The sequence below is a fragment of the Bradyrhizobium sp. B097 genome (assembly GCF_038957035.1).
GTDB lineage: Bacteria > Pseudomonadota > Alphaproteobacteria > Rhizobiales > Xanthobacteraceae > Bradyrhizobium.
The window spans coordinates 2,795,743-2,812,933 of record NZ_CP152412.1; the positions used below are offsets into that span (position 1 = coordinate 2,795,743).

Annotated in this window: 18 protein-coding genes and 1 other RNA gene; 10 read left to right on the top strand and 9 right to left on the bottom strand. The window is 65.6% G+C overall.

Features of this window, described 5'->3' with window-relative positions; all coding sequences use genetic code 11:
- Positions 1-75 precede the first annotated feature (75 nt).
- From AAFG07_RS12945 to rnpB, 3 genes are all read right to left on the bottom strand, one after another.
- Entirely contained in the window at positions 76-1,860 is a 1,785-nt protein-coding gene (locus AAFG07_RS12945; protein WP_342727605.1) for an adenylate/guanylate cyclase domain-containing protein, read from the bottom strand.
- Between the two features lie 271 nt (positions 1,861-2,131).
- Positions 2,132-2,311, bottom strand: a complete 180-nt coding sequence (locus AAFG07_RS12950; protein WP_342727606.1) for a hypothetical protein — start codon at positions 2,309-2,311, stop codon at positions 2,132-2,134.
- Positions 2,312-2,411: 100 nt separating this feature from the next.
- An RNA gene (rnpB, locus tag AAFG07_RS12955) (RNase P RNA component class A) lies at positions 2,412-2,837 on the bottom strand.
- 134 nt (positions 2,838-2,971) lie between these two features.
- Between rnpB and AAFG07_RS12960 the strand changes: the two genes are divergently transcribed.
- Positions 2,972-3,871, top strand: a complete 900-nt coding sequence (locus AAFG07_RS12960; protein WP_342727607.1) for a LysR family transcriptional regulator — start codon at positions 2,972-2,974, stop codon at positions 3,869-3,871.
- A gap of 105 nt (positions 3,872-3,976) precedes the next feature.
- A complete protein-coding gene (locus AAFG07_RS12965; RefSeq protein WP_342727608.1) occupies positions 3,977-4,411 on the top strand; it encodes a PAS domain-containing protein in 435 nt (144 codons plus the stop codon).
- 21 nt (positions 4,412-4,432) lie between these two features.
- On the opposite strand, the gene AAFG07_RS12970 is transcribed toward AAFG07_RS12965, so the two are convergent.
- Both AAFG07_RS12970 and AAFG07_RS12975 read right to left on the bottom strand, forming a co-directional pair.
- Complete coding sequence (locus tag AAFG07_RS12970; protein WP_342727609.1) at positions 4,433-4,630, bottom strand: hypothetical protein; 198 nt, start codon at positions 4,628-4,630, stop codon at positions 4,433-4,435.
- A gap of 7 nt (positions 4,631-4,637) precedes the next feature.
- Complete coding sequence (locus AAFG07_RS12975; protein ID WP_342727610.1) at positions 4,638-4,793, bottom strand: hypothetical protein; 156 nt, start codon at positions 4,791-4,793, stop codon at positions 4,638-4,640.
- Between the two features lie 237 nt (positions 4,794-5,030).
- Between AAFG07_RS12975 and AAFG07_RS12980 the strand changes: the two genes are divergently transcribed.
- Together AAFG07_RS12980 and AAFG07_RS12985 are read left to right on the top strand one after the other, a co-directional pair.
- Positions 5,031-5,387: a YciI family protein gene (locus AAFG07_RS12980; protein ID WP_342727611.1), complete on the top strand. Its 357-nt coding sequence runs from the start codon at positions 5,031-5,033 to the stop codon at positions 5,385-5,387.
- Positions 5,388-5,459: 72 nt separating this feature from the next.
- The gene (locus AAFG07_RS12985; protein WP_342729141.1) at positions 5,460-6,695 is read left to right on the top strand and encodes an RNA polymerase sigma factor; all 1,236 of its coding nucleotides are present in this window, start codon (positions 5,460-5,462) and stop codon (positions 6,693-6,695) included.
- 81 nt (positions 6,696-6,776) lie between these two features.
- Here the strand turns inward: AAFG07_RS12985 and AAFG07_RS12990 are convergent, their stop codons facing one another.
- Genes AAFG07_RS12990 through AAFG07_RS13005 form a run of 4 tightly spaced genes read right to left on the bottom strand, consistent with a single transcriptional unit; the run spans position 6,777 to position 9,409 of the window.
- Positions 6,777-7,001: a hypothetical protein gene (locus tag AAFG07_RS12990; RefSeq protein WP_342727612.1), complete on the bottom strand. Its 225-nt coding sequence runs from the start codon at positions 6,999-7,001 to the stop codon at positions 6,777-6,779.
- A gap of 14 nt (positions 7,002-7,015) precedes the next feature.
- A complete protein-coding gene (locus AAFG07_RS12995) occupies positions 7,016-7,156 on the bottom strand; it encodes a hypothetical protein (RefSeq protein WP_342727613.1) in 141 nt (46 codons plus the stop codon).
- 43 nt (positions 7,157-7,199) lie between these two features.
- Positions 7,200-8,534 (bottom strand): alpha-amylase family glycosyl hydrolase, encoded by a 1,335-nt coding sequence (locus AAFG07_RS13000; RefSeq protein WP_342727614.1) that lies wholly within the window; start codon positions 8,532-8,534, stop codon positions 7,200-7,202.
- Positions 8,535-8,545: 11 nt separating this feature from the next.
- Positions 8,546-9,409, bottom strand: a complete 864-nt coding sequence (locus AAFG07_RS13005) for an N-acetylmuramoyl-L-alanine amidase (protein ID WP_342727615.1) — start codon at positions 9,407-9,409, stop codon at positions 8,546-8,548.
- 493 nt (positions 9,410-9,902) lie between these two features.
- Here AAFG07_RS13005 and rsmH point away from each other — a divergent pair, with 493 nt between their 5' ends.
- Genes rsmH through mraY form a run of 6 tightly spaced genes read left to right on the top strand, consistent with a single transcriptional unit; the run spans position 9,903 to position 17,176 of the window.
- Entirely contained in the window at positions 9,903-10,898 is a 996-nt protein-coding gene (gene rsmH, locus AAFG07_RS13010) for a 16S rRNA (cytosine(1402)-N(4))-methyltransferase RsmH (RefSeq protein WP_342727616.1), read from the top strand.
- Positions 10,899-10,900: 2 nt separating this feature from the next.
- The gene (locus AAFG07_RS13015; RefSeq protein ID WP_342727617.1) at positions 10,901-11,353 is read left to right on the top strand and encodes a hypothetical protein; all 453 of its coding nucleotides are present in this window, start codon (positions 10,901-10,903) and stop codon (positions 11,351-11,353) included.
- 11 nt (positions 11,354-11,364) lie between these two features.
- Positions 11,365-13,122: a penicillin-binding protein 2 gene (locus AAFG07_RS13020; protein ID WP_342729142.1), complete on the top strand. Its 1,758-nt coding sequence runs from the start codon at positions 11,365-11,367 to the stop codon at positions 13,120-13,122.
- A gap of 49 nt (positions 13,123-13,171) precedes the next feature.
- Entirely contained in the window at positions 13,172-14,629 is a 1,458-nt protein-coding gene (locus AAFG07_RS13025) for a UDP-N-acetylmuramoyl-L-alanyl-D-glutamate--2,6-diaminopimelate ligase (RefSeq protein WP_342727618.1), read from the top strand.
- Complete coding sequence (locus AAFG07_RS13030) at positions 14,626-16,059, top strand: UDP-N-acetylmuramoylalanyl-D-glutamyl-2,6-diaminopimelate--D-alanyl-D-alanine ligase (protein ID WP_342727619.1); 1,434 nt, start codon at positions 14,626-14,628, stop codon at positions 16,057-16,059. Before AAFG07_RS13025 ends, AAFG07_RS13030 begins: the two co-directional genes overlap by 4 nt.
- A gap of 10 nt (positions 16,060-16,069) precedes the next feature.
- The gene (mraY, locus tag AAFG07_RS13035) at positions 16,070-17,176 is read left to right on the top strand and encodes a phospho-N-acetylmuramoyl-pentapeptide-transferase (RefSeq protein WP_016846578.1); all 1,107 of its coding nucleotides are present in this window, start codon (positions 16,070-16,072) and stop codon (positions 17,174-17,176) included.
- The last annotated feature ends 15 nt before the right edge of the window (positions 17,177-17,191 follow it).

Sequence of the window (17,191 nt, forward strand, 5' to 3'; positions counted from 1 at the left end):
CGTCACACCGCCAGGAATGGCGCGGGAGCCGGCGAAGCCGGTGCATCACGCTTCGGTCCCATCGTCGCACGCACCTCAATCCGGCACGCCGGCCTGGCGCAGTGCCTCGGCGTATTTGGCAAACCGTTCGGGGAGAAGGGGGCCTATGCGTGACTTCAGATTGGAGAGGCTGAGATCGGGATCGAGCTGAAGCGCGCGGGCTGCGAACGCCCGCGCCTCCACAAGGCGTCCGGCGGCGGCATTGCTGGCCGCAGCGGTGCGTAACGCCAGCAGGAAATGGGGTTGATCGCGGCACGCCCGTTCCGCGAGCGGCCACGCCGCATCGGCATGACCGGCGAGGAAATTGGCGAGTGCCAGGTAGCTCAGCGTGCAGAAGCTGAGCGGATCAAGCGGACTGAGCCGCAGCGCATGCGACAACCGCTCGATTGCCTGGTCCAGCGGACCCCGCGGGACACAAACCGTGCCGGAGGCATGCCAGGCGATCGCGAGATTGGTGTTCAGCAGCCGCGCTCGGTCGGCGAGCGCAAGACCGGCCTCGGCCTCGCCGACAACATGGCCAAGAGCCATGCCGGCGTAGGAAAGGGCGATGGCATCGTCCTGGCCGAACGCTGCTGCGCTGGCTGCGAGGTGCGCGGCGTCGCGGGTCTCCTGCTCATGCTCGGTGGTCCAGCGATTCACCCGACGCCAGTAGTAACACCAGGCGCCGAGGCCGTACGCGGTCGCGAATTCCGGGTCGAGCTCGGTCGTCTTCCGCACCAATTCCATCGCCTCGGCGATACTCTGCCGGTCCATGCGATAGGAGCAGGCGAGGGCACGCAGATAATGGTCGTAGGCATCGAGGCTGCTGGTCGGCTTGCGCCGCGCGCGCTCGATCTCGGCCTGCTCGAGCCGGGGCGCGATCGCACCGACGACGTCACGGGTCACCCGGTCTTGCAGCTCGAAAATCTCGGCCAGTTCGCCGTCGTAACGGTCGGCCCAGATATGCGTGCCGGTGTCGGCCTTGATGAGCTGGCCGGTGATCCGCACGCGGTTGCCCGCCTTGCGCACGCTGCCTTCGAGCACGTAGCGCACGCCGAGCTCGCGGCCGACCTGCTTGATGTCGACGGCACGGCCCTTGTAAGTGAAGGTCGAGTTCCGCGCGATCACGAAGAGTGACTTGAAGCGCGACAGCGCGGTGATGATGTCCTCGACCAGGCCGTCGACAAAATACTCCTGCTCGGGATCGCCGCTCATGTTCTGGAACGGCAGCACCGCGATTGACGGCCTGTCGGGAAGCCGCAGCGGCTGAGTGGTCTCGGCGGGGGAGGAACGAGGGGCGCTATCCAGCCGTGCACGCCAGGCGCGCATCGGCTCGGCGATGTTCTTCAGCACCTGCGGTCCGATGTCCTCGAATGCGGTGTCGATCTTGCCGCGGATCTGGCGGTGCGCGTCCTCGGACAGGCAGATGCCGCCGGGCTCGGCGATGCCTTCGAGACGCGCGGCGATATTGACGCCGTCGCCAAAGATATCGTGGTCGTCGACGATGATATCGCCGACGTGAATGCCGATCCTGATGTCGATCCGGTCCTCTTGCGGCAGCTCGGCGTTGTACGCGGCCATGCCGCGCTGCAGCTCAACCGCGCATCGTGCCGCATCGACCGCGCTGGCGAACTCGACCAGCATGCCGTCGCCCGTGGTCTTGACGATGCGGCCACGGTGCGTCGCGAAGGTCGGATCGATCAGCCTTTGCCGCAGCGATTTCAGCTCGGCAAGCGTGCGCTCCTCGTCGCGGCCCATCAGGCGGCTGTATCCCACCACGTCGGCCGCCAGCACCGCAGCCAGTCGCCGCTCGACACGTGATTCCGGACCGCGCTGCTCCATCGCCGACCTCTGAGGGTTGCTCGACAAGAATGTCACGATGCACGGTCGATGCCAACTCGCATGGCGATTCCGGCGCGGTCCGCGTCGCGATCTTCCCCCTTGGGTTGGCGCTGCTGCAAGCGATCGTGGCCGTAACCCTGATCCGCAAAAGTGCGAAGCACGTGGCTAACGCAAAGCGTTTGCGCGGAGATCAGGCTCGGACAACGGACGAAAGCGCGACGACGATCCAGCCGAGCGGCATTGCGCGCCCCAGCGTTCGAGACGGTGGCAGCTACTCTTCCGCGTCGTCGTCCTTCAGCCGAATTCCCTCGGCGCGCAGGGCCGTAAAAAGAGTCGCGATATCATCGGGCCCCATGTTGTTCGGGCACAAGCCGTTGAGTTGTTCGGTCGTGATCGTGCCGGTGCTCTTGGCGATATCTCGCGCCTTCGCCATGATCTTCTGAAGGTCCATCTGCGATCCTCCGCAAGGGACACTCTAGCAAATGGGACGAATTCATGGTCACGAATATGGCGAGGGGCCCGGCGCATTACGCCGAGCCCCTCATGGTAGAAGCATCAGCCGGCCTGTAAGCCGGGTTCTGTAGGGCACCATTCTTGCGAATGGTACGCGACGGCCATTCCTCTGGGACAAGGTTTGCACCTCGCCTCGAGCAACCTACCCGGACAGCGGGCCTGACATCGCCCTGCGGTGTTATCGCGCGTGCGCGAACTGACCGCGTTGCCGTCCCTATTCGGTTTTGCTCCCGGTGTGGTTTGCCATGCCGTCTCCGTTGCCGGAAACGCGGTGCGCTCTTACCGCACCTTTTCACCCTTACTCGTCCCCTCCCTTTCGGAAAGGGGGAGCGGTTCGTTCTCTGTGGCACTTTCCCTGGGGTCGCCCCCGCCGGACGTTATCCGGCACCGCATGTCGATGGAGCCCGGACTTTCCTCTCCCGCGGCCTTTCGGCGCTTGCGGGAGCGGCCGTCCGGCCGACTGACGACCTGTGCATGCGGGCTTTGGCCGCCCGCGTCAAGCGCTTGCGATGGTTAACCGGTCGCCGGTACTCGATTTTGACATCCGCGAAGGAGGGGCCTTTGATATCGATTTGATCGAACCAAAGGGTGAGGCGCCATGGACACCGAACTGGCCCGGACGTTCCTGACGGTGGTGAGCGCCGGCAACTTCATCACCGCGGCGGAACGGCTTCATGTCAGCCAGTCGACGGTCAGCACCCGCATTCACACCCTCGAGCAGCAGCTCGGCTGCGTGCTGTTCGTGCGCAACAAGGCCGGCACCACGCTGACGCCGGCAGGCCGGCAGTTTCAGCGCCATGCCTCGGTGCTGGTCCGCACTGTCGAGCAGGCGCGCCACGATGTCGGAATCCCCAAGGGGTTTTCCGCGACGCTGGTGGTCGGCGGCCGCATCGGGCTTTGGGAGGAGTATTTGCTGCGCTGGCTGCCGCTGATGACGCGGGCGCATCCCGACATCTCGATCCGCGCCGAGAGCGCGCTCGAGCCCGAACTGATGCAGGGGCTGGTCGAGGGACGCATCGATATCGGTGTGATGTACACGCCGCAGAGCCGCCCCGGCCTCAAGGTCGAGCAGCTGTTCGAGGAACAGCTCATCCTGGTGTCGACCGATCCCAAGAGTGCACCGGAGCCGGGGCAGGGCTATGTCTATGTCGATTGGGGACCGGAATTCTACGCGCGTCACGCGACGCTGTTTCCGAACTTCGCCGGCCCTGCGCTGACGGTGAACATCGGCTGGCTCGGATTGCAGCATCTGCTGGAGAATGGCGGCTCCGGCTTCTTCGCGCGCCGCATCGTGGAGCCGCTGCTGAAGACGCGGCGGCTGCACGCCGTCGCCGGTGCTCCCGCCTTTGCGATGCCGGCCTATGTCGCCTATCCGGCCGATCGCCAGGACGACCATCTGGCGCGGGCGGTCGCGATGATGCATCGCCTCGCCGCATCTCAGGTCCACGCTGCGACCGAGGTCCCGCGGTCGAGGCCCGGCACCCGGCGGCGGCGCTGACCGCGATTGCTATCGGCATTGCCGATCGGTTGCATCGGCATTCTTCGCTTGTCAGCGCGGTCCTCCGAGTCCAGAGCAGGATCGGGATCAGCAGGAGGTCAGGCGATGGACATTGCGGCAGCGGTGGGAGATGCGTTGCTCAACGGAGCGTCGGACGCGATCGTTGCGACCGATGCGGGAGGCCGCATCACCCTGTGGAATCCCGGCGCGGTCAGGGTATTCGGCTTCACGCCTGAGGAAGCCGTCGGACAATCGCTCGACCTGATCATTCCGGAAGCCTTGCGCGGGCGTCACTGGGCCGGCTTCCGACATACGATGGCGACCGGGACGAGCCGCTACGGTCAGGGTGATCTGTTGTCGGTGCCAGCGCTGACCAAGAATGGTGCGCGCATCTCCGTCGAATTCACCATCGTGATGCTGCATGACGCGGAGCATTGTGTCGCCGGCACCGTGGCCGTGATGCGCGACGTAACGAAGCGTTTCGAGGAGCTCAAGGACCTGCGGCGCCGCGCCGCGCAGCAGGGCGGGCCATCCTCCTAAGGCCGCTGGCGGCAGCGCCAGCTATTTTTCCGATCGCAGGCGGGTTTCCGCCAACGCGGTCACAAGGCTGATGATCAGCATCGACGCGACAATGTCGGCTTCCGCACTGAAGCCAAACGCGATTGCCGTCGCCGAGGCGACCGCCGCAAGGATTGCGATGGTCAGCCCTTCATCGGCGATCAGCTGACGCAGCGCCTTAAGGCGCGTGGCCCATTGCATGGCCTGTTCACACGCCGAGCGGATTGCCGGCCGCGGCGATCGCCGAAGCGACCTGGCTGGCACGGTGGCCCGCTTGCACCACGGTCCGGGTGCGCAGGATCCGGTACAGCGTCCACAGCAGGTGCCGGGAAAGGCGCGTTGCTGATTGCAGCAGTAATGTCATGGCCAGTCCTCCTGATATCCCGTCCAAGGCTACCCGCGGCCATGAATTTAACAAACGAAGAATAATGGCGGATGATATCGGATTGTCAGATATAAAGCGTCGACCAGGTTCGGCCGCCACCCGGCAGGAGAAGCGCTCACGCGGGACGTCCAAAATAATTTATCCTGAAGATGTCGTTTGACCTGCCGCCCGTTCGACTGGGTGTCGGCGATCCAGCCGATTAAGAGGAGAGACGAGATGCAATATTTGCTGCTGATCTACCGGAGCGACGCGGAATACGCCCACATGACCGCTAACGACCGCAAGGCCGTGACGGCGGAGTACGGCGCCTACACCCAGTCGATCATCCAGAGCGGGCACTTCAAGGCCGGCGACGGGCTGCAGCCGGTGTCGACGGCAACCACCGTGCGGGTGCGTGACGGCAAGACGCTGACGACCGATGGGCCGTTCGCGGAAACCCGCGAACAGCTCGGCGGCTACTATCTGGTCGAGGCCAAGGATCTCGACACCGCACTCGGCCTTGCGGCGCGGATTCCCGGCGCCAAGACCGGCTCGATCGAAGTCAGGCCGGTGATGATCTACGACAACCCGTGATGGCGGCATTATCGCATCATGAATGCAGCGGCCGCGTCGCCTGGCGCGGCCGCTGAGCAACGATTGATGGCCATGACCCCGAGCCAGATCGAGAAAATCTTCCGCGACGAGGCGGGACGGGCGCTCGCAACGCTGATCCGTCTCGTCGGCGATTTCGATCTGGCCGAGGATTCCCTGCAGGAGGCCTTCGCGGTCGCGCTGCAGCGCTGGCCGATCGGTGAATTCCCCGCCAATCCGCGCGCCTGGTTGGTTAATGTCGGCCGCAACAAGGCGATCGACCGCGTCCGCCGCGCGGTTTCGTTTCGCGGCAAGCAGCAGGAATTGACGCATCATTTGTTGTTGGATGCGGAGCCATCGCCAGAGCCGGCCGATGCGACGCTCGACGACGACATGCTGAGGCTGATCTTCACCTGCTGCCATCCGTCCTTTGCCGCCGAGGTGCAGGTTGCGCTGACCTTGCGCACGGTGTGCGGCCTGACCACGGCGCAGGTCGCGCGCGCGTTCCTGGCGAGCGAGGACGCGATGGCGCAGCGGCTGTTGCGCGCCAAGCAGAAGATCAAGCTCGCCGGCATTCCCTATGAGGTGCCGGAGCGCGAGGCGCTGGAGCCGCGCCTTGAGGGCGTGCTTGCCGTGATCTACCTCGTCTTCACCGAAGGCTATGCCGCGACCGCCGGCGAGGATCTGATGCGGCCCGATCTCGCGCGCGAGGCGATCCGGCTGGCGCGGCTGCTCGATCGGTTGATTCCGGCCCGCGGCGAGATCAAGGGCCTGCTGGCATTGATGCTGCTGCACGACGCGCGCCGCGCCGGCCGCCAGACCGCAGGAGGCGACATCGTGCTGCTCGAGGAGCAGAACCGTTCGCTGTGGGATTTTCAGCAAATCGCCGAAGGTGTGAGGCTGGTCGAGGAGGCGCTGCAGATGCCGGGCCGGCCGCAATCCTACGCGGTGCAGGCCGCGATCGCCGCGCTGCATGCGCGAGCGCCCAGCTATAAGGACACCGACTGGCCGCAGATCGCCGGTCTCTATGAGGTGCTGCTCCGCATCAGCCCGTCACCGGTGATCGAGCTCAATCATGCCGCTGCGGTGTCGATGGTCGACGGCCCGGCGCGAGCGCTCGATCTGATCGACGCGCTGGACGCGCGCGGCAGCCTGAGGGGATACGACCAGCTGCCCGCGGTGCGCGCCGATCTGCTGCGCCGCCTCGGCCGCAAGGACGAGGCGCGGCAGGCCTATCTTGCCGCGACCGCGGCGACGCAGCTCGAGCCGCTGCGACGGCTCTACGCACGCCGGATCGCCGAGATGGGCTGACATCGCCTCATCTCGTGCGTGGTCCGTGACGGTGCGCCGTTCACGTCAACGATCGTCAGCGCGCCGCGCGGCGTTGAACGCTCAGTACCCTGTCTTGGCCTTGGCGCCGGTCGATTGCCCGGTCGTCGTTCCACTCGACATGCCGGTCGTGGTGCCGGGCGCCATCATCTTCTTCTGCGCATGATGGACCTTGTGGGTCTTGTGATGGGTCGACATGGACTTGTCCTGGGTCGACATCGCACCTGCGGCAACTGGAGCTGCGATGAGGCCGATCGCGACAGCTCCGGTGATGAGTGCTTTGAACATGGACGAATCTCCACTCAGACCGCCCCAATTAAGAAGCCGGCATATGGCGAAAAGTTCCATTTTTTACGCATGCACTTGGCCGGAAAAGCAACGCGCAGCAGGTCGATCTTGCCGCCACCGCTGCGACGTCGCGCGAGCCGCAGTGTCGGCTCCATGCGCGGCGGCTCGCGGCGATGGGGTGATCTCGCCGCCGCAGCATCAGCGCAAATCGGGCTCCACAACGCTCCAGCCATGCCCCGGGACGGTGATCTCGGTCCCGCGTCCTTTTTGTGATGCGACGCCGTAGCCAGCGATACAATGAGCCCTTGCATCGAGCACGCGCATGATGGGCTCGTCTGCCAAATTCAGCACGATCCAGAGCCGGCTCTCGGCGTCCGACAGCTCGAGCAAGAGGTTGGTGTTTTGGACCTCGAGAATGCGACTTCGCGCGCGATGAAGCCAGCGATGACGTCGCCTCAATCCGATCAGCGCCTGATGCAGGCGATAGGTTCGCCAGCCGTATGGTGCCAGGTCGGACGACGTCGCGGGAAACGGCGGACGAATGGCGTCATCGCCACCCGCCCGGTGCTCCTTGACGCCGCGGAACGCCTGCTCGTCACCGGAGTAGATCGAGGGCGTGCCGCCTGAGGTCAGCAGGATGACGAGTGCATGGGCGAGATGTCGCTCGTCGTGGAGCTGTGTAGCAATGCGCGTGACATCGTGGTTTCCGATGAACGTCTGCGGCACGAAGTGATCGAGCATCGCGTCGTGGCGCTTCAAGGCCCAGGACAGTTCAAAAAGATTGCGGTCGTTCAACGAACTCCAGATCGCCTTCCAAAGCTCGTATTGCGTGACCGCATCGATGCCCGTCTCGTGCACGAATGCCGCATAGTCGCCGTGGATCACCTCGCCGAAGATGTAGGCGGCAGGATGCTTGGATCGCACGTCCGGCAGCACCTTTCGCCAAAACGTGCGCGGTACCGCGTAGGCCGCATCGAGGCGCCACCCGTCGATGCCGCGATAGAGCCAATGGTTCATTACCCTTGTCACGTGATCGATCACCACGGGCTCATCATGGTTCAGCGTAACCAGATGGCTATGGCCCTCAAAGGTGGCGTAGCCCGGCGGTTCATCCGTGCGGCCGTCTGCTGGCCACGCGAAGCGGAACCAGCGGGCGTCCGGCGATGCCGGTCCACCGCGAAGCGCGCGTTCGAAGGCCGGGAAGCTGCGGCCGACATGATTGAACACGCCGTCGAGGACGACCCGCAGGCCGCGTCGGTCGGCTGCGGCCATGAAGGCATCAAAATCCGCATCGTCTCCGAGACGTGGGTCGATGCGGAAGTGATCGACGGTGTCGTAGCCGTGAGTGGAGGACGCGAAGATCGGCCCCAGCAGGATGCCGGAGGCGCCAAGCTCGACCGCATAATCGAGCCAGGCCGTCAAGCGGTCCAGGCGATGCGCGACGCTGCCGTCCGCCCGCGCGTCGCACTCGGCGCCGACGAAGCCGAGCGGATAGACGTGCCACCACACGGTGGTTTCAATCCAGTCTTGCATCGGCGGACTGCCTACGCCACCGCCGGCTTTGCAGCATCCGGCGGCAGGCTCTCGAGCAGCGCGTGCAGCGTCGCCATGGTGGAGCGGTCGGCGATCCCGTCGACGCGCTCGGGGCGGAAGTGACGCTGGAAGGCGGTGACGACCTCCATGGTCGGGCCGTCGAACTTGCCGTTGGTCGGGATGTTGTAGCCGTAGCGCCGGAACGCGGCCTGCATGTTGGAGACGCTGTCGCTGATCGCGCCGAGCTGCAGCGCGTCGCCGCGCACGATCGGCGCCGGCTGCACCCAATGCCCGACGCCGGAATTGGCCAGCGAGTGCCAGGGGAATTTCTCGCCGGGATCCTTCTTGCGCCCCGGCGCCACGTCGGAATGGCCGAGCACGCGATGCGAGACCACCTTGCGGCGAAGCATGATGCCGCGGCACAGCGCGATGACGGCCGCGATCTGCCGCAGCGGGAAGTCGGGATAGCCCCAATCGTGGCCGCGATTGATGATCTCGACGCCGATCGAGCAGGAATTGATGTCGTCCTCGCCGGCCCAGGTGGAGACGCCGGCGTGCCAGGCGCGCTTGCTCTCCGGCACGCATTGCACGATGCGGCCGTCCTCGAGCACGATGTAATGCGCCGAGACCTCGGTGCCGGCCGTGCAGAGCTGGGTGATCGCGCCCTCGACGTCGGGCATGCCGGTGTAGTGCAGCACGATCATGTCGGGCTGCCGGCCATTGGCGCGATCGCCGAAATTCACCGACGGGATCACGTCGGAGGCGATCGAGGAATCCGGCGTGAACGTCTTCACGTCGGCCACGCCCTTCGGAACAGGAAGGACGCGCTGACGCTTCGAATCAGCGTTGCCGGACGAGGACGAACCAGAAGCCATACGAATCACTCAAAACCCGAACCAGGAGAAGGCATTTTGACATATGGATAAACAAATAGGCGTTTACTATTCCTTTACCGTGAGGGCCGCGCAATCGGCCCTGCCGGTTCCAGGGTCTGCTCCATGAGCCGCGCAATAATGATGCCCGGAGCGGGGGCCGAGGCTATCACTCGAATGCGGATCAAAGTCGCGCGATTCCGCAAACCGATCATCAACGTTTTCTTAACGTTAAGTGCCGTTACTGAGAGGTGAAGTGCCGAACCGGTTTCGGGGGACGGCCAAAGGACGGCCACGGCCCGCTGTTGCGCGAAATCCCATGGAAACCCTCCCAATTCCGGTCGGATATCAGGATTTGCGGCCGAGGACGGGAGTTGGCGCTGGTATCACGCAGCTGCCATTTTACCGGAACAACCAGCGCGAGGATTCGAGACGCAATGAGTCGGCGCGCAGCCAGCTTGCATGCCAGTTTCGCGGCCCTGCCCGGGGGCGGCGCATGAGCGAGCGTGCTCCTCGTCACATTTCCGTGCTGGGCCGCGAGGCGGTCGCCTATCTCGATCCGCGCGCCGGCGGCATCTATGTCGACGCGACCTTCGGCGCCGGCGGCTACAGCCGCATGCTTCTCGATGTCGCCGATACGCGCGTCATCGGCATCGATCGCGATCGCACCGCGATAACAGGCGGCTTCGATCTGGTCGACGGTGCGGGCGGCCGGCTGACGCTGGTCGAGGACCGCTTCTCTGATCTCGCCGAGGTCTGCGCATCGCAGGGGGTGGATCAGGTCGACGGCGTCGTGATGGATGTCGGCGTCTCCTCGATGCAGCTCGACCAGGCCGAGCGCGGCTTCTCGTTCCGCTTGGGCGGTCCGCTCGACATGCGGATGGCACAGAGCGGCCCGACCGCGGCCGATGTGGTCGCAACCGCCTCCGAGAAGCAGCTCGCCGACATCATCTATATCTTCGGCGAGGAACGGCATTCGCGCGGCGTCGCGCGCGCCATCGTCGCCGCGCGCAAGGACGCGCCGATCACGACGACCGAGGCGCTCGCCGACATCGTCGGGAAAGTCGTGCGCGCCAAGCCGAACGAGATTCATCCGGCGACGCGGACCTTTCAGGCGCTGCGCATCTTCGTCAATGAAGAGCTCGATGAGCTGCATCGGGCGCTCGCTGCGGCCGAGCAGGTGCTGAAGCCGGGCGGCCGGCTTGCCGTGGTCTCGTTCCATTCGCTGGAAGACCGCATCGTCAAGAATTTCCTGAGTGAGCGCGGCAAGGTTTCCGGCGGCTCGCGGCATCGGCCTGAAGTGGCGCAATCCGCGCCGAGCTTTCAGATCCTGACCAAGCGTCCGGTGACACCTGGCGAGGCGGAGATATCGGCCAATCCGCGCGCGCGATCGGCCAAGTTGCGCGCAGCCGAGCGCACTGCGGCGCCGGCGCATGCGGACGACGACCTGCCGTCCTGGCCACGGCTGTCCGACCTGAAGCGGGGAGGTTGACGATGCGCCTCCTCCATCTCCTCGTCATCGGCATGCTGATCTTCGCGGCATCCTACGTCTACCGCATCAAGATGGAATCGACCGCGCGCGTCGAACGCGTGCTGCAGCTCAATGCCGAGATCCGCGAGCAGCGCAACGCGATCGCCACCTTGCGCGCCGAATGGGCCAAGCTCGATGCGCCGCTGCGGCTGCAAGGACTCGCTGAACGGCATCTGCCGCTGAAGCCAATCAACGCCAACCAGTACGATTCCCTGAAGAACCTGCCGGAGCGGCCGCCGAGCTTCACGCGGCCGGGTTCGCGCGATCCGATCGGCGCGATGATCGACACCATCGAGGCCGCCGCCGCGCCCGATAGCACGACCGGATCGATTGACAAGCCGGCGACCGACCAGCCGGCCGCCGACCAGCCTGCGCCCGCAGAAGATTCCGAGCAGGGCGGGGGAGACCAGCAATGACGGGACCTGCCATGACCGATCCGGCGCCCGCCAGCAAGCCGGCCGAAAAATCCGCTGAACCCTGGCGCACGCGGCTGATCCGCACGCTGCTGTACGGAAGCAATGTCGACCGCGCCGCGAAGGCGCGCGCGCGCGTCGGTCTTGCGATCCTCGCCTTTGCCGCAGTTTATTGCGTGCTGGCCGGACGGCTGGTGCTGTTCGCCGTCGGTGCCGACAGCCATGGCGCGCGGCGCACCGCCTCGCAGGACGCGATCGCCACCGCCAGGCCCGACATCACCGACCGCAACGGCGAAATCCTCGCCACCGACGTCAAGGCGCCGAGCCTGTTCGCCGAGCCGCGCCGCCTGATCGACAAGGACGAGGCGATCGAGCTCTTGACCGCGGCCTTGCCCGATCTCGACACCAGCGAAGTGCGCGACCGCCTGTCGTCGCGCAAGGGTTTTGTCTGGCTGAAGCGCGAGATCACGCCGAAGCAGCAGCTCGACATCCACCGCCTTGGCCTTCCCGGTGTCGGCTTCCTGCGCGAGAACAAGCGCGTCTATCCGACCGGCAACGAGGTCGCCCACCTGATCGGCCTCGTCAACATCGACAACCAGGGCATCGCCGGCATGGAGAAGTGGCTGGACAATAACGGTCTGGCCGATCTGCATCGCGCGGGCTTCGCCACCGACCGGCTGCAGAAGCCGGTCGAATTGTCGATCGACCTGCGCGTCGAGCATGCGCTGCGCGACGAACTGATCAAGGCGAAGGAGAAGTTCAGGGCCAAGGCCGCTTCCGGCCTCGTCTCCAACGTGCGCACGGGCGAGATCGTGGCGATGGTGTCGCTGCCGGATTTCGATCCGAACAATCCGAAGGAAGCGCACGATCCTGATCGCATCAACCGCCTGACCACCGGCGTCTACGAGATGGGCTCGACCTTCAAGGCGTTCACGCTGGCGATGGCGCTGGATAGCGGCAAGATCAATCTGAACTCGATGTGGGATGCGCGCGGGAACCTGCACTACGGCAAGTTCACGATCCATGACAGCCACACGCTCGGACGTTTCATCAACACCAAGGAAGTGTTCACCTACTCGTCCAATATCGGCGCTGCGCGGATCGCGCTCGGCCAGGGCGTCGAGGCGCACAAGGCGTTCCTGGCCAAGATGGGCCAGTTGACCCGGCTGCGCACCGAGTTGCCGGAGAGCGCGGCCCCGTTGGTGCCGCGCCGCTGGGGCGAACTGAACACGGTGACCATCGCGTTCGGCCAGGGCCTGTCGGTGGCGCCCCTGCAGGCGGTGATGGGCATCAACGCGCTGGTCAACGGCGGCTATTTGATTCCGCCGACCTTTATGAAGCGCACCGAGCAAGAAGCGATGGCGCTGGCGAAGCGGGTCATCAAGCCCGAGACCTCGGACAAGATGCGCTATCTGATGCGGCTCAACGCCGAGATCGGGACCGCCAAGACCGCCGACGTCAAGGGCTACTATGTCGGCGGCAAGACCGGCACGTCGGAGAAGGTGATCAACGGCCGCTATGCCAAGAAGCGGGTGCTCAACTCCTTCACCGCGATCATGCCGGCCGACGATCCGAAGTACCAGATTCTGATTATGCTGGACGAACCGCAGACGACGCCGGAAACACACGGGTTCATCACTTCGGGCTGGAATGCGGTGCCGACCGGCGGCAATGTGATCGCCCGAATTGCGCCGCTTTTGGGCGTTGAACCGCGCTTCGATCTGCCGCCGTCCGACCGCCTTATTCTTGCGGCATCCAGAACAACCCAGTAAGGCGTATCATTACGCGGCGCCAGAACGGCGCCGGCCAGACTGGAAGATCATGAGACTTCGCGACCTCTTCAGCGCCGATGCCACGATCGATCCAAGTGCCGACACGATCGTCGTCGGCGGGCTTGCGGTCGACAGTCGTGCGGTGAAGCCGGGCGACCTGTTCTTCGCGCTGGCCGGCAGCAGGACCGATGGCGCGCGCTTCGTCGATGCGGCGATCGCCGCCGGCGCAGTCGCAGTCGCCAGCGACCATCTGCCGCAAGGTCACGGCCGCGTCCCGTTCGTCATCACGCCCAATCCGCGCCGCGCGCTGGCGCTCGCCGCCGCGAATTTCTATCCGCGCCAGCCCGCGACGATCGCGGCGGTGACCGGCACCAGCGGCAAGACCTCGGTCGCGGCGTTCACGCGCCAGATCTGGCAGCGGCTTGGTCACTCCTCCGCGAGCATCGGCACCATCGGTCTCGTCTCGGACAAGCGCACCGTCTACGGCTCGCTGACCACGCCCGATCCGATCGCGCTGCATCGGCAGCTCGACGAGATCGCGCGCGACGGCGTCACCCATCTCGCCTTCGAGGCCTCCTCGCACGGCCTCGACCAGTATCGGCTCGACGGCGTGCGCATCGCCGCCGGCGGCTTCACCAATCTGTCGCGCGACCACATGGATTATCATCCCGACGTTGCGCATTACCTGAACGCAAAGCTCCGCCTGTTCGGCGATCTCATCGCCGACGGCGGCACTGCGGTGATCTCCGCCGATCACGACTGCTCGCGAGAGGTGATCGATGCGGCACGGGCGCGCGGTTTGCGCATCATCACGGTCGGCCGCAACGCCGACGCGACCGAGGGCATCAGGCTCACCGATGCTGCGATCGAAGGTTTTGCCCAGCAGCTCGTGATCGAGCACCGCGGCCGCAAGCACGCGATCCGGCTGCCGCTGGTCGGCGAATTCCAGATCGAGAATGCGCTGGTCGCGGCGGGCCTTGCGATCGGCACCGGCAGCGCCGCCGATGACGTGTTCGGCACGCTCGAACATCTCGAAGGCGCCAAGGGCCGGCTCGAATTCGTCGGCGAGCATAATGGCGCGCCGATCTTCGTCGACTACGCCCACAAGCCCGATGCGCTCGCCAAGGCGCTGCAGGCGCTGCGGCCCTATGCCAAGCGCAAGCTGGTCGTGATCTTCGGCGCCGGCGGCGACCGCGACGCCGGCAAGCGTCCGATCATGGGCGCGATCGCCGCCGAGAATGCCGATCAGATCATCGTCACCGACGACAATCCACGCAGCGAGAAGCCCGAGGCGATCCGCGCCGCGATCATGGCGACGGCGAAGGGCGCGCGCGAGATCGGCGACCGCGCCGCCGCGATCCGCGCCGGGATCGCCGGCCTCGAGCCGGGCGACGCACTGGTCGTGGCCGGCAAGGGCCATGAGGTCGGGCAGATCGTCGGCAGCACGACGCTGCCGTTCAGCGATCATGAGGCGGTTGCGAATGCATTGGCCGAGGAGGGCGCATGAGCACGATGTTGTGGACCTCGGATGCGATGGCGCAAGCGATGCGCGCCGCCACGCGAGGCACGCTGCCAAACGGCATCACCGGTCTTTCGATCGACAGCCGTACCATCGCGCCGGGCGATGCGTATTTCGCGATCAAGGGCGACGTCCATGACGGCCATGCCTTCGTCGCGGCGGCGCTGAAGGCCGGCGCCGGGCTCGCCGTGGTCGAGACCGCGCAGCGCGACAAATTTCCCGCCGACGCGCCGCTGCTGGTGGTCGACGACGTGCTCGCCGGCCTCGTCGAGCTCGCGCATGCCTCGCGGGCGCGGCTCAAGGCGCAGATCATCGCGGTGACCGGTTCGGTCGGCAAGACCTCGACCAAGGAGGCGCTGCGCCGCGTGCTGTCGGCGCAGGGCGAGACCCATGCCTCGGTGGCGTCGTTCAACAATCACTGGGGCGTGCCGCTGTCGCTGGCGCGCTGCCCGGCGAGCGCGCGCTTTGCGGTGTTCGAGATCGGCATGAACCATGCAGGCGAGATCACGCCGCTGGTCAGGATGGTGCGGCCGCATGTCGCCATCATCACCACGATCGAGCCGGTGCATCTGGAATTCTTCGCCGGCATCGAGGCGATTGCCGACGCCAAGGCGGAGATCTTCGCAGGGCTGGAGCCCAATGGCGCCGTCGTGCTCAACCGCGACAACGGGCAATTCGCGCGGCTGCAAAAGCAGGCGAAGAAGGCCGGCGTTTCGCGCATCGTCTCGTTCGGCACCGACAAGCGCGCCGAGGCGCGGCTGATCGACCTCTCGCTGCACGCGACCTGCTCGGCGGTGCACGCCGATATCCTGGACCATGACATCACCTACAAGATCGGCATGCCCGGCCGGCACATGGCGATGAACTCGCTCGCGGTGCTCGCGGGCGCGTCGCTGCTCGGTGCCGATATCGCGCGCGCGGCGCTGTCGCTGTCGCAGCTCGAGGCGCCGACCGGCCGCGGCCTTCGCCGCACGCTCGAGGTCGGCCATGGCGAGGCGACGCTGATCGACGAGAGCTACAACGCCAACCCGGCCTCGATGGGCGCCGCGCTCAATGTGCTCGGCCAGGCCCCGACCGGACCGCATGGCCGCCGCATCGCCGTGCTCGGCGACATGCTCGAGCTCGGGCCGACCGGGCCCGAATTGCACCGCGGCCTCAACGAAGCCGTGACCGCCAACCGCATCGACCTCGTATATTGTTGTGGTCCGCTGATGCGGAATCTGTGGGATGCCCTTTCCACCGGCAAGCGGGGAGGCTATGCCGAGAGCTCGGCGGCGCTCGAAGCGCAGGCGGTCGCCGCGGTCCGTGCCGGTGACGTGATCATGGTGAAGGGCTCGCTGGGATCGAAGATGAAGCTCATTGTCAGCGCGCTGGAAAAACGCTTCCCCGACAAGGCCGCGCACGAAGAAGCGGTATAGGACTTTTTGAATGTTCTACTGGTTGATCGAACTGTCCAACACCGTTCCGGGGTTTGGGGCATTCCGCAGCGCTCTGAACGTGTTCCGCTACATCACCTTCCGCACCGGCGGCGCGATGGTGACCGGCGCGCTGTTCGTGTTCCTCTTCGGGCCCTGGATCATCGATCACTTAAGGCTGCGGCAGGGCAAGGGCCAGCCGATCCGCACCGATGGTCCGCAGTCACACCTGATCTCCAAGAAGGGCACGCCCACCATGGGCGGGCTGATGATCCTGTCCGGGCTTGTGGTCTCGACGCTGCTCTGGGCCAACCCGCTCAATCCCTATGTCTGGATCGTGCTGGCGGTGACGCTCGGCTTCGGCTTCGTCGGCTTCTATGACGATTATCTGAAGGTCACAAAGCAGTCGCACAGCGGCTTCGCCGGCAAGCTCAGGCTCCTGATCGAGGCGGCGATCGGGCTCGCCGCCACCTACGCGCTGGTCCGGCTCGGGCGCGACGTGTCCTCGACCTCGCTCGTGATTCCCTTCTTCAAGGACCTCGTGATCAATTTCGGCTGGTTCTTCGTGATCTTCGGCGCCTTCGTGATGGTCGGCGCCGGCAATGCGGTGAATCTCACCGACGGCCTCGACGGTCTTGCCATCGTGCCGGTCATGATCGCCGCCGCGAGCTTCGGCATGATCTCGTATCTGACCGGCAACGCGGTGTTCTCGGATTACCTGCAGATCAATTACGTCGCCGGCACCGGCGAACTGGCGGTGCTATGCGGCGCGGTGTTGGGCGCAGGCCTCGGCTTTCTCTGGTTCAACGCGCCACCGGCCTCGATCTTCATGGGCGACACCGGCTCGCTCGCGCTCGGCGGCATGTTGGGGGCCACCGCGGTCGCGGTGAAGCACGAGATCGTGCTCGCGGTGATCGGCGGCCTGTTCGTGCTGGAAGCGGTCTCGGTCATCGTGCAGGTCACCTCGTTCAAGCTCACGGGAAAACGCGTGTTCCGGATGGCGCCGCTGCACCATCATTTCGAGCAGAAGGGCTGGACCGAACCGCAGATCGTGATCCGGTTCTGGATCATCTCGGTGATGCTGGCGCTGGCCGGCCTGTCGACGTTGAAGTTACGCTGATGATGTCTCATCCCA

What these genes read in the sequence shown, in the direction of transcription:
- AAFG07_RS12945 (WP_342727605.1), bottom strand. Translation starts at nt 1,860, where the DNA reads ATGGAGCAGCGCGGTCCGGAATCACGTGTCGAGCGGCGACTGGCTGCG.
- AAFG07_RS12950 (WP_342727606.1), bottom strand. Translation starts at nt 2,311, where the DNA reads ATGGACCTTCAGAAGATCATGGCGAAGGCGCGAGATATCGCCAAGAGC.
- AAFG07_RS12960 (WP_342727607.1), top strand. Translation starts at nt 2,972, where the DNA reads ATGGACACCGAACTGGCCCGGACGTTCCTGACGGTGGTGAGCGCCGGC.
- AAFG07_RS12965 (WP_342727608.1), top strand. Translation starts at nt 3,977, where the DNA reads ATGGACATTGCGGCAGCGGTGGGAGATGCGTTGCTCAACGGAGCGTCG.
- AAFG07_RS12970 (WP_342727609.1), bottom strand. Translation starts at nt 4,630, where the DNA reads ATGCAATGGGCCACGCGCCTTAAGGCGCTGCGTCAGCTGATCGCCGAT.
- AAFG07_RS12975 (WP_342727610.1), bottom strand. Translation starts at nt 4,793, where the DNA reads ATGACATTACTGCTGCAATCAGCAACGCGCCTTTCCCGGCACCTGCTG.
- AAFG07_RS12980 (WP_342727611.1), top strand. Translation starts at nt 5,031, where the DNA reads ATGCAATATTTGCTGCTGATCTACCGGAGCGACGCGGAATACGCCCAC.
- AAFG07_RS12985 (WP_342729141.1), top strand. Translation starts at nt 5,460, where the DNA reads ATGACCCCGAGCCAGATCGAGAAAATCTTCCGCGACGAGGCGGGACGG.
- AAFG07_RS12990 (WP_342727612.1), bottom strand. Translation starts at nt 7,001, where the DNA reads ATGTTCAAAGCACTCATCACCGGAGCTGTCGCGATCGGCCTCATCGCA.
- AAFG07_RS12995 (WP_342727613.1), bottom strand. Translation starts at nt 7,156, where the DNA reads ATGGAGCCGACACTGCGGCTCGCGCGACGTCGCAGCGGTGGCGGCAAG.
- AAFG07_RS13000 (WP_342727614.1), bottom strand. Translation starts at nt 8,534, where the DNA reads ATGCAAGACTGGATTGAAACCACCGTGTGGTGGCACGTCTATCCGCTC.
- AAFG07_RS13005 (WP_342727615.1), bottom strand. Translation starts at nt 9,409, where the DNA reads ATGGCTTCTGGTTCGTCCTCGTCCGGCAACGCTGATTCGAAGCGTCAG.
- rsmH (WP_342727616.1), top strand. Translation starts at nt 9,903, where the DNA reads ATGAGCGAGCGTGCTCCTCGTCACATTTCCGTGCTGGGCCGCGAGGCG.
- AAFG07_RS13015 (WP_342727617.1), top strand. Translation starts at nt 10,901, where the DNA reads ATGCGCCTCCTCCATCTCCTCGTCATCGGCATGCTGATCTTCGCGGCA.
- AAFG07_RS13020 (WP_342729142.1), top strand. Translation starts at nt 11,365, where the DNA reads ATGACCGATCCGGCGCCCGCCAGCAAGCCGGCCGAAAAATCCGCTGAA.
- AAFG07_RS13025 (WP_342727618.1), top strand. Translation starts at nt 13,172, where the DNA reads ATGAGACTTCGCGACCTCTTCAGCGCCGATGCCACGATCGATCCAAGT.
- AAFG07_RS13030 (WP_342727619.1), top strand. Translation starts at nt 14,626, where the DNA reads ATGAGCACGATGTTGTGGACCTCGGATGCGATGGCGCAAGCGATGCGC.
- mraY (WP_016846578.1), top strand. Translation starts at nt 16,070, where the DNA reads ATGTTCTACTGGTTGATCGAACTGTCCAACACCGTTCCGGGGTTTGGG.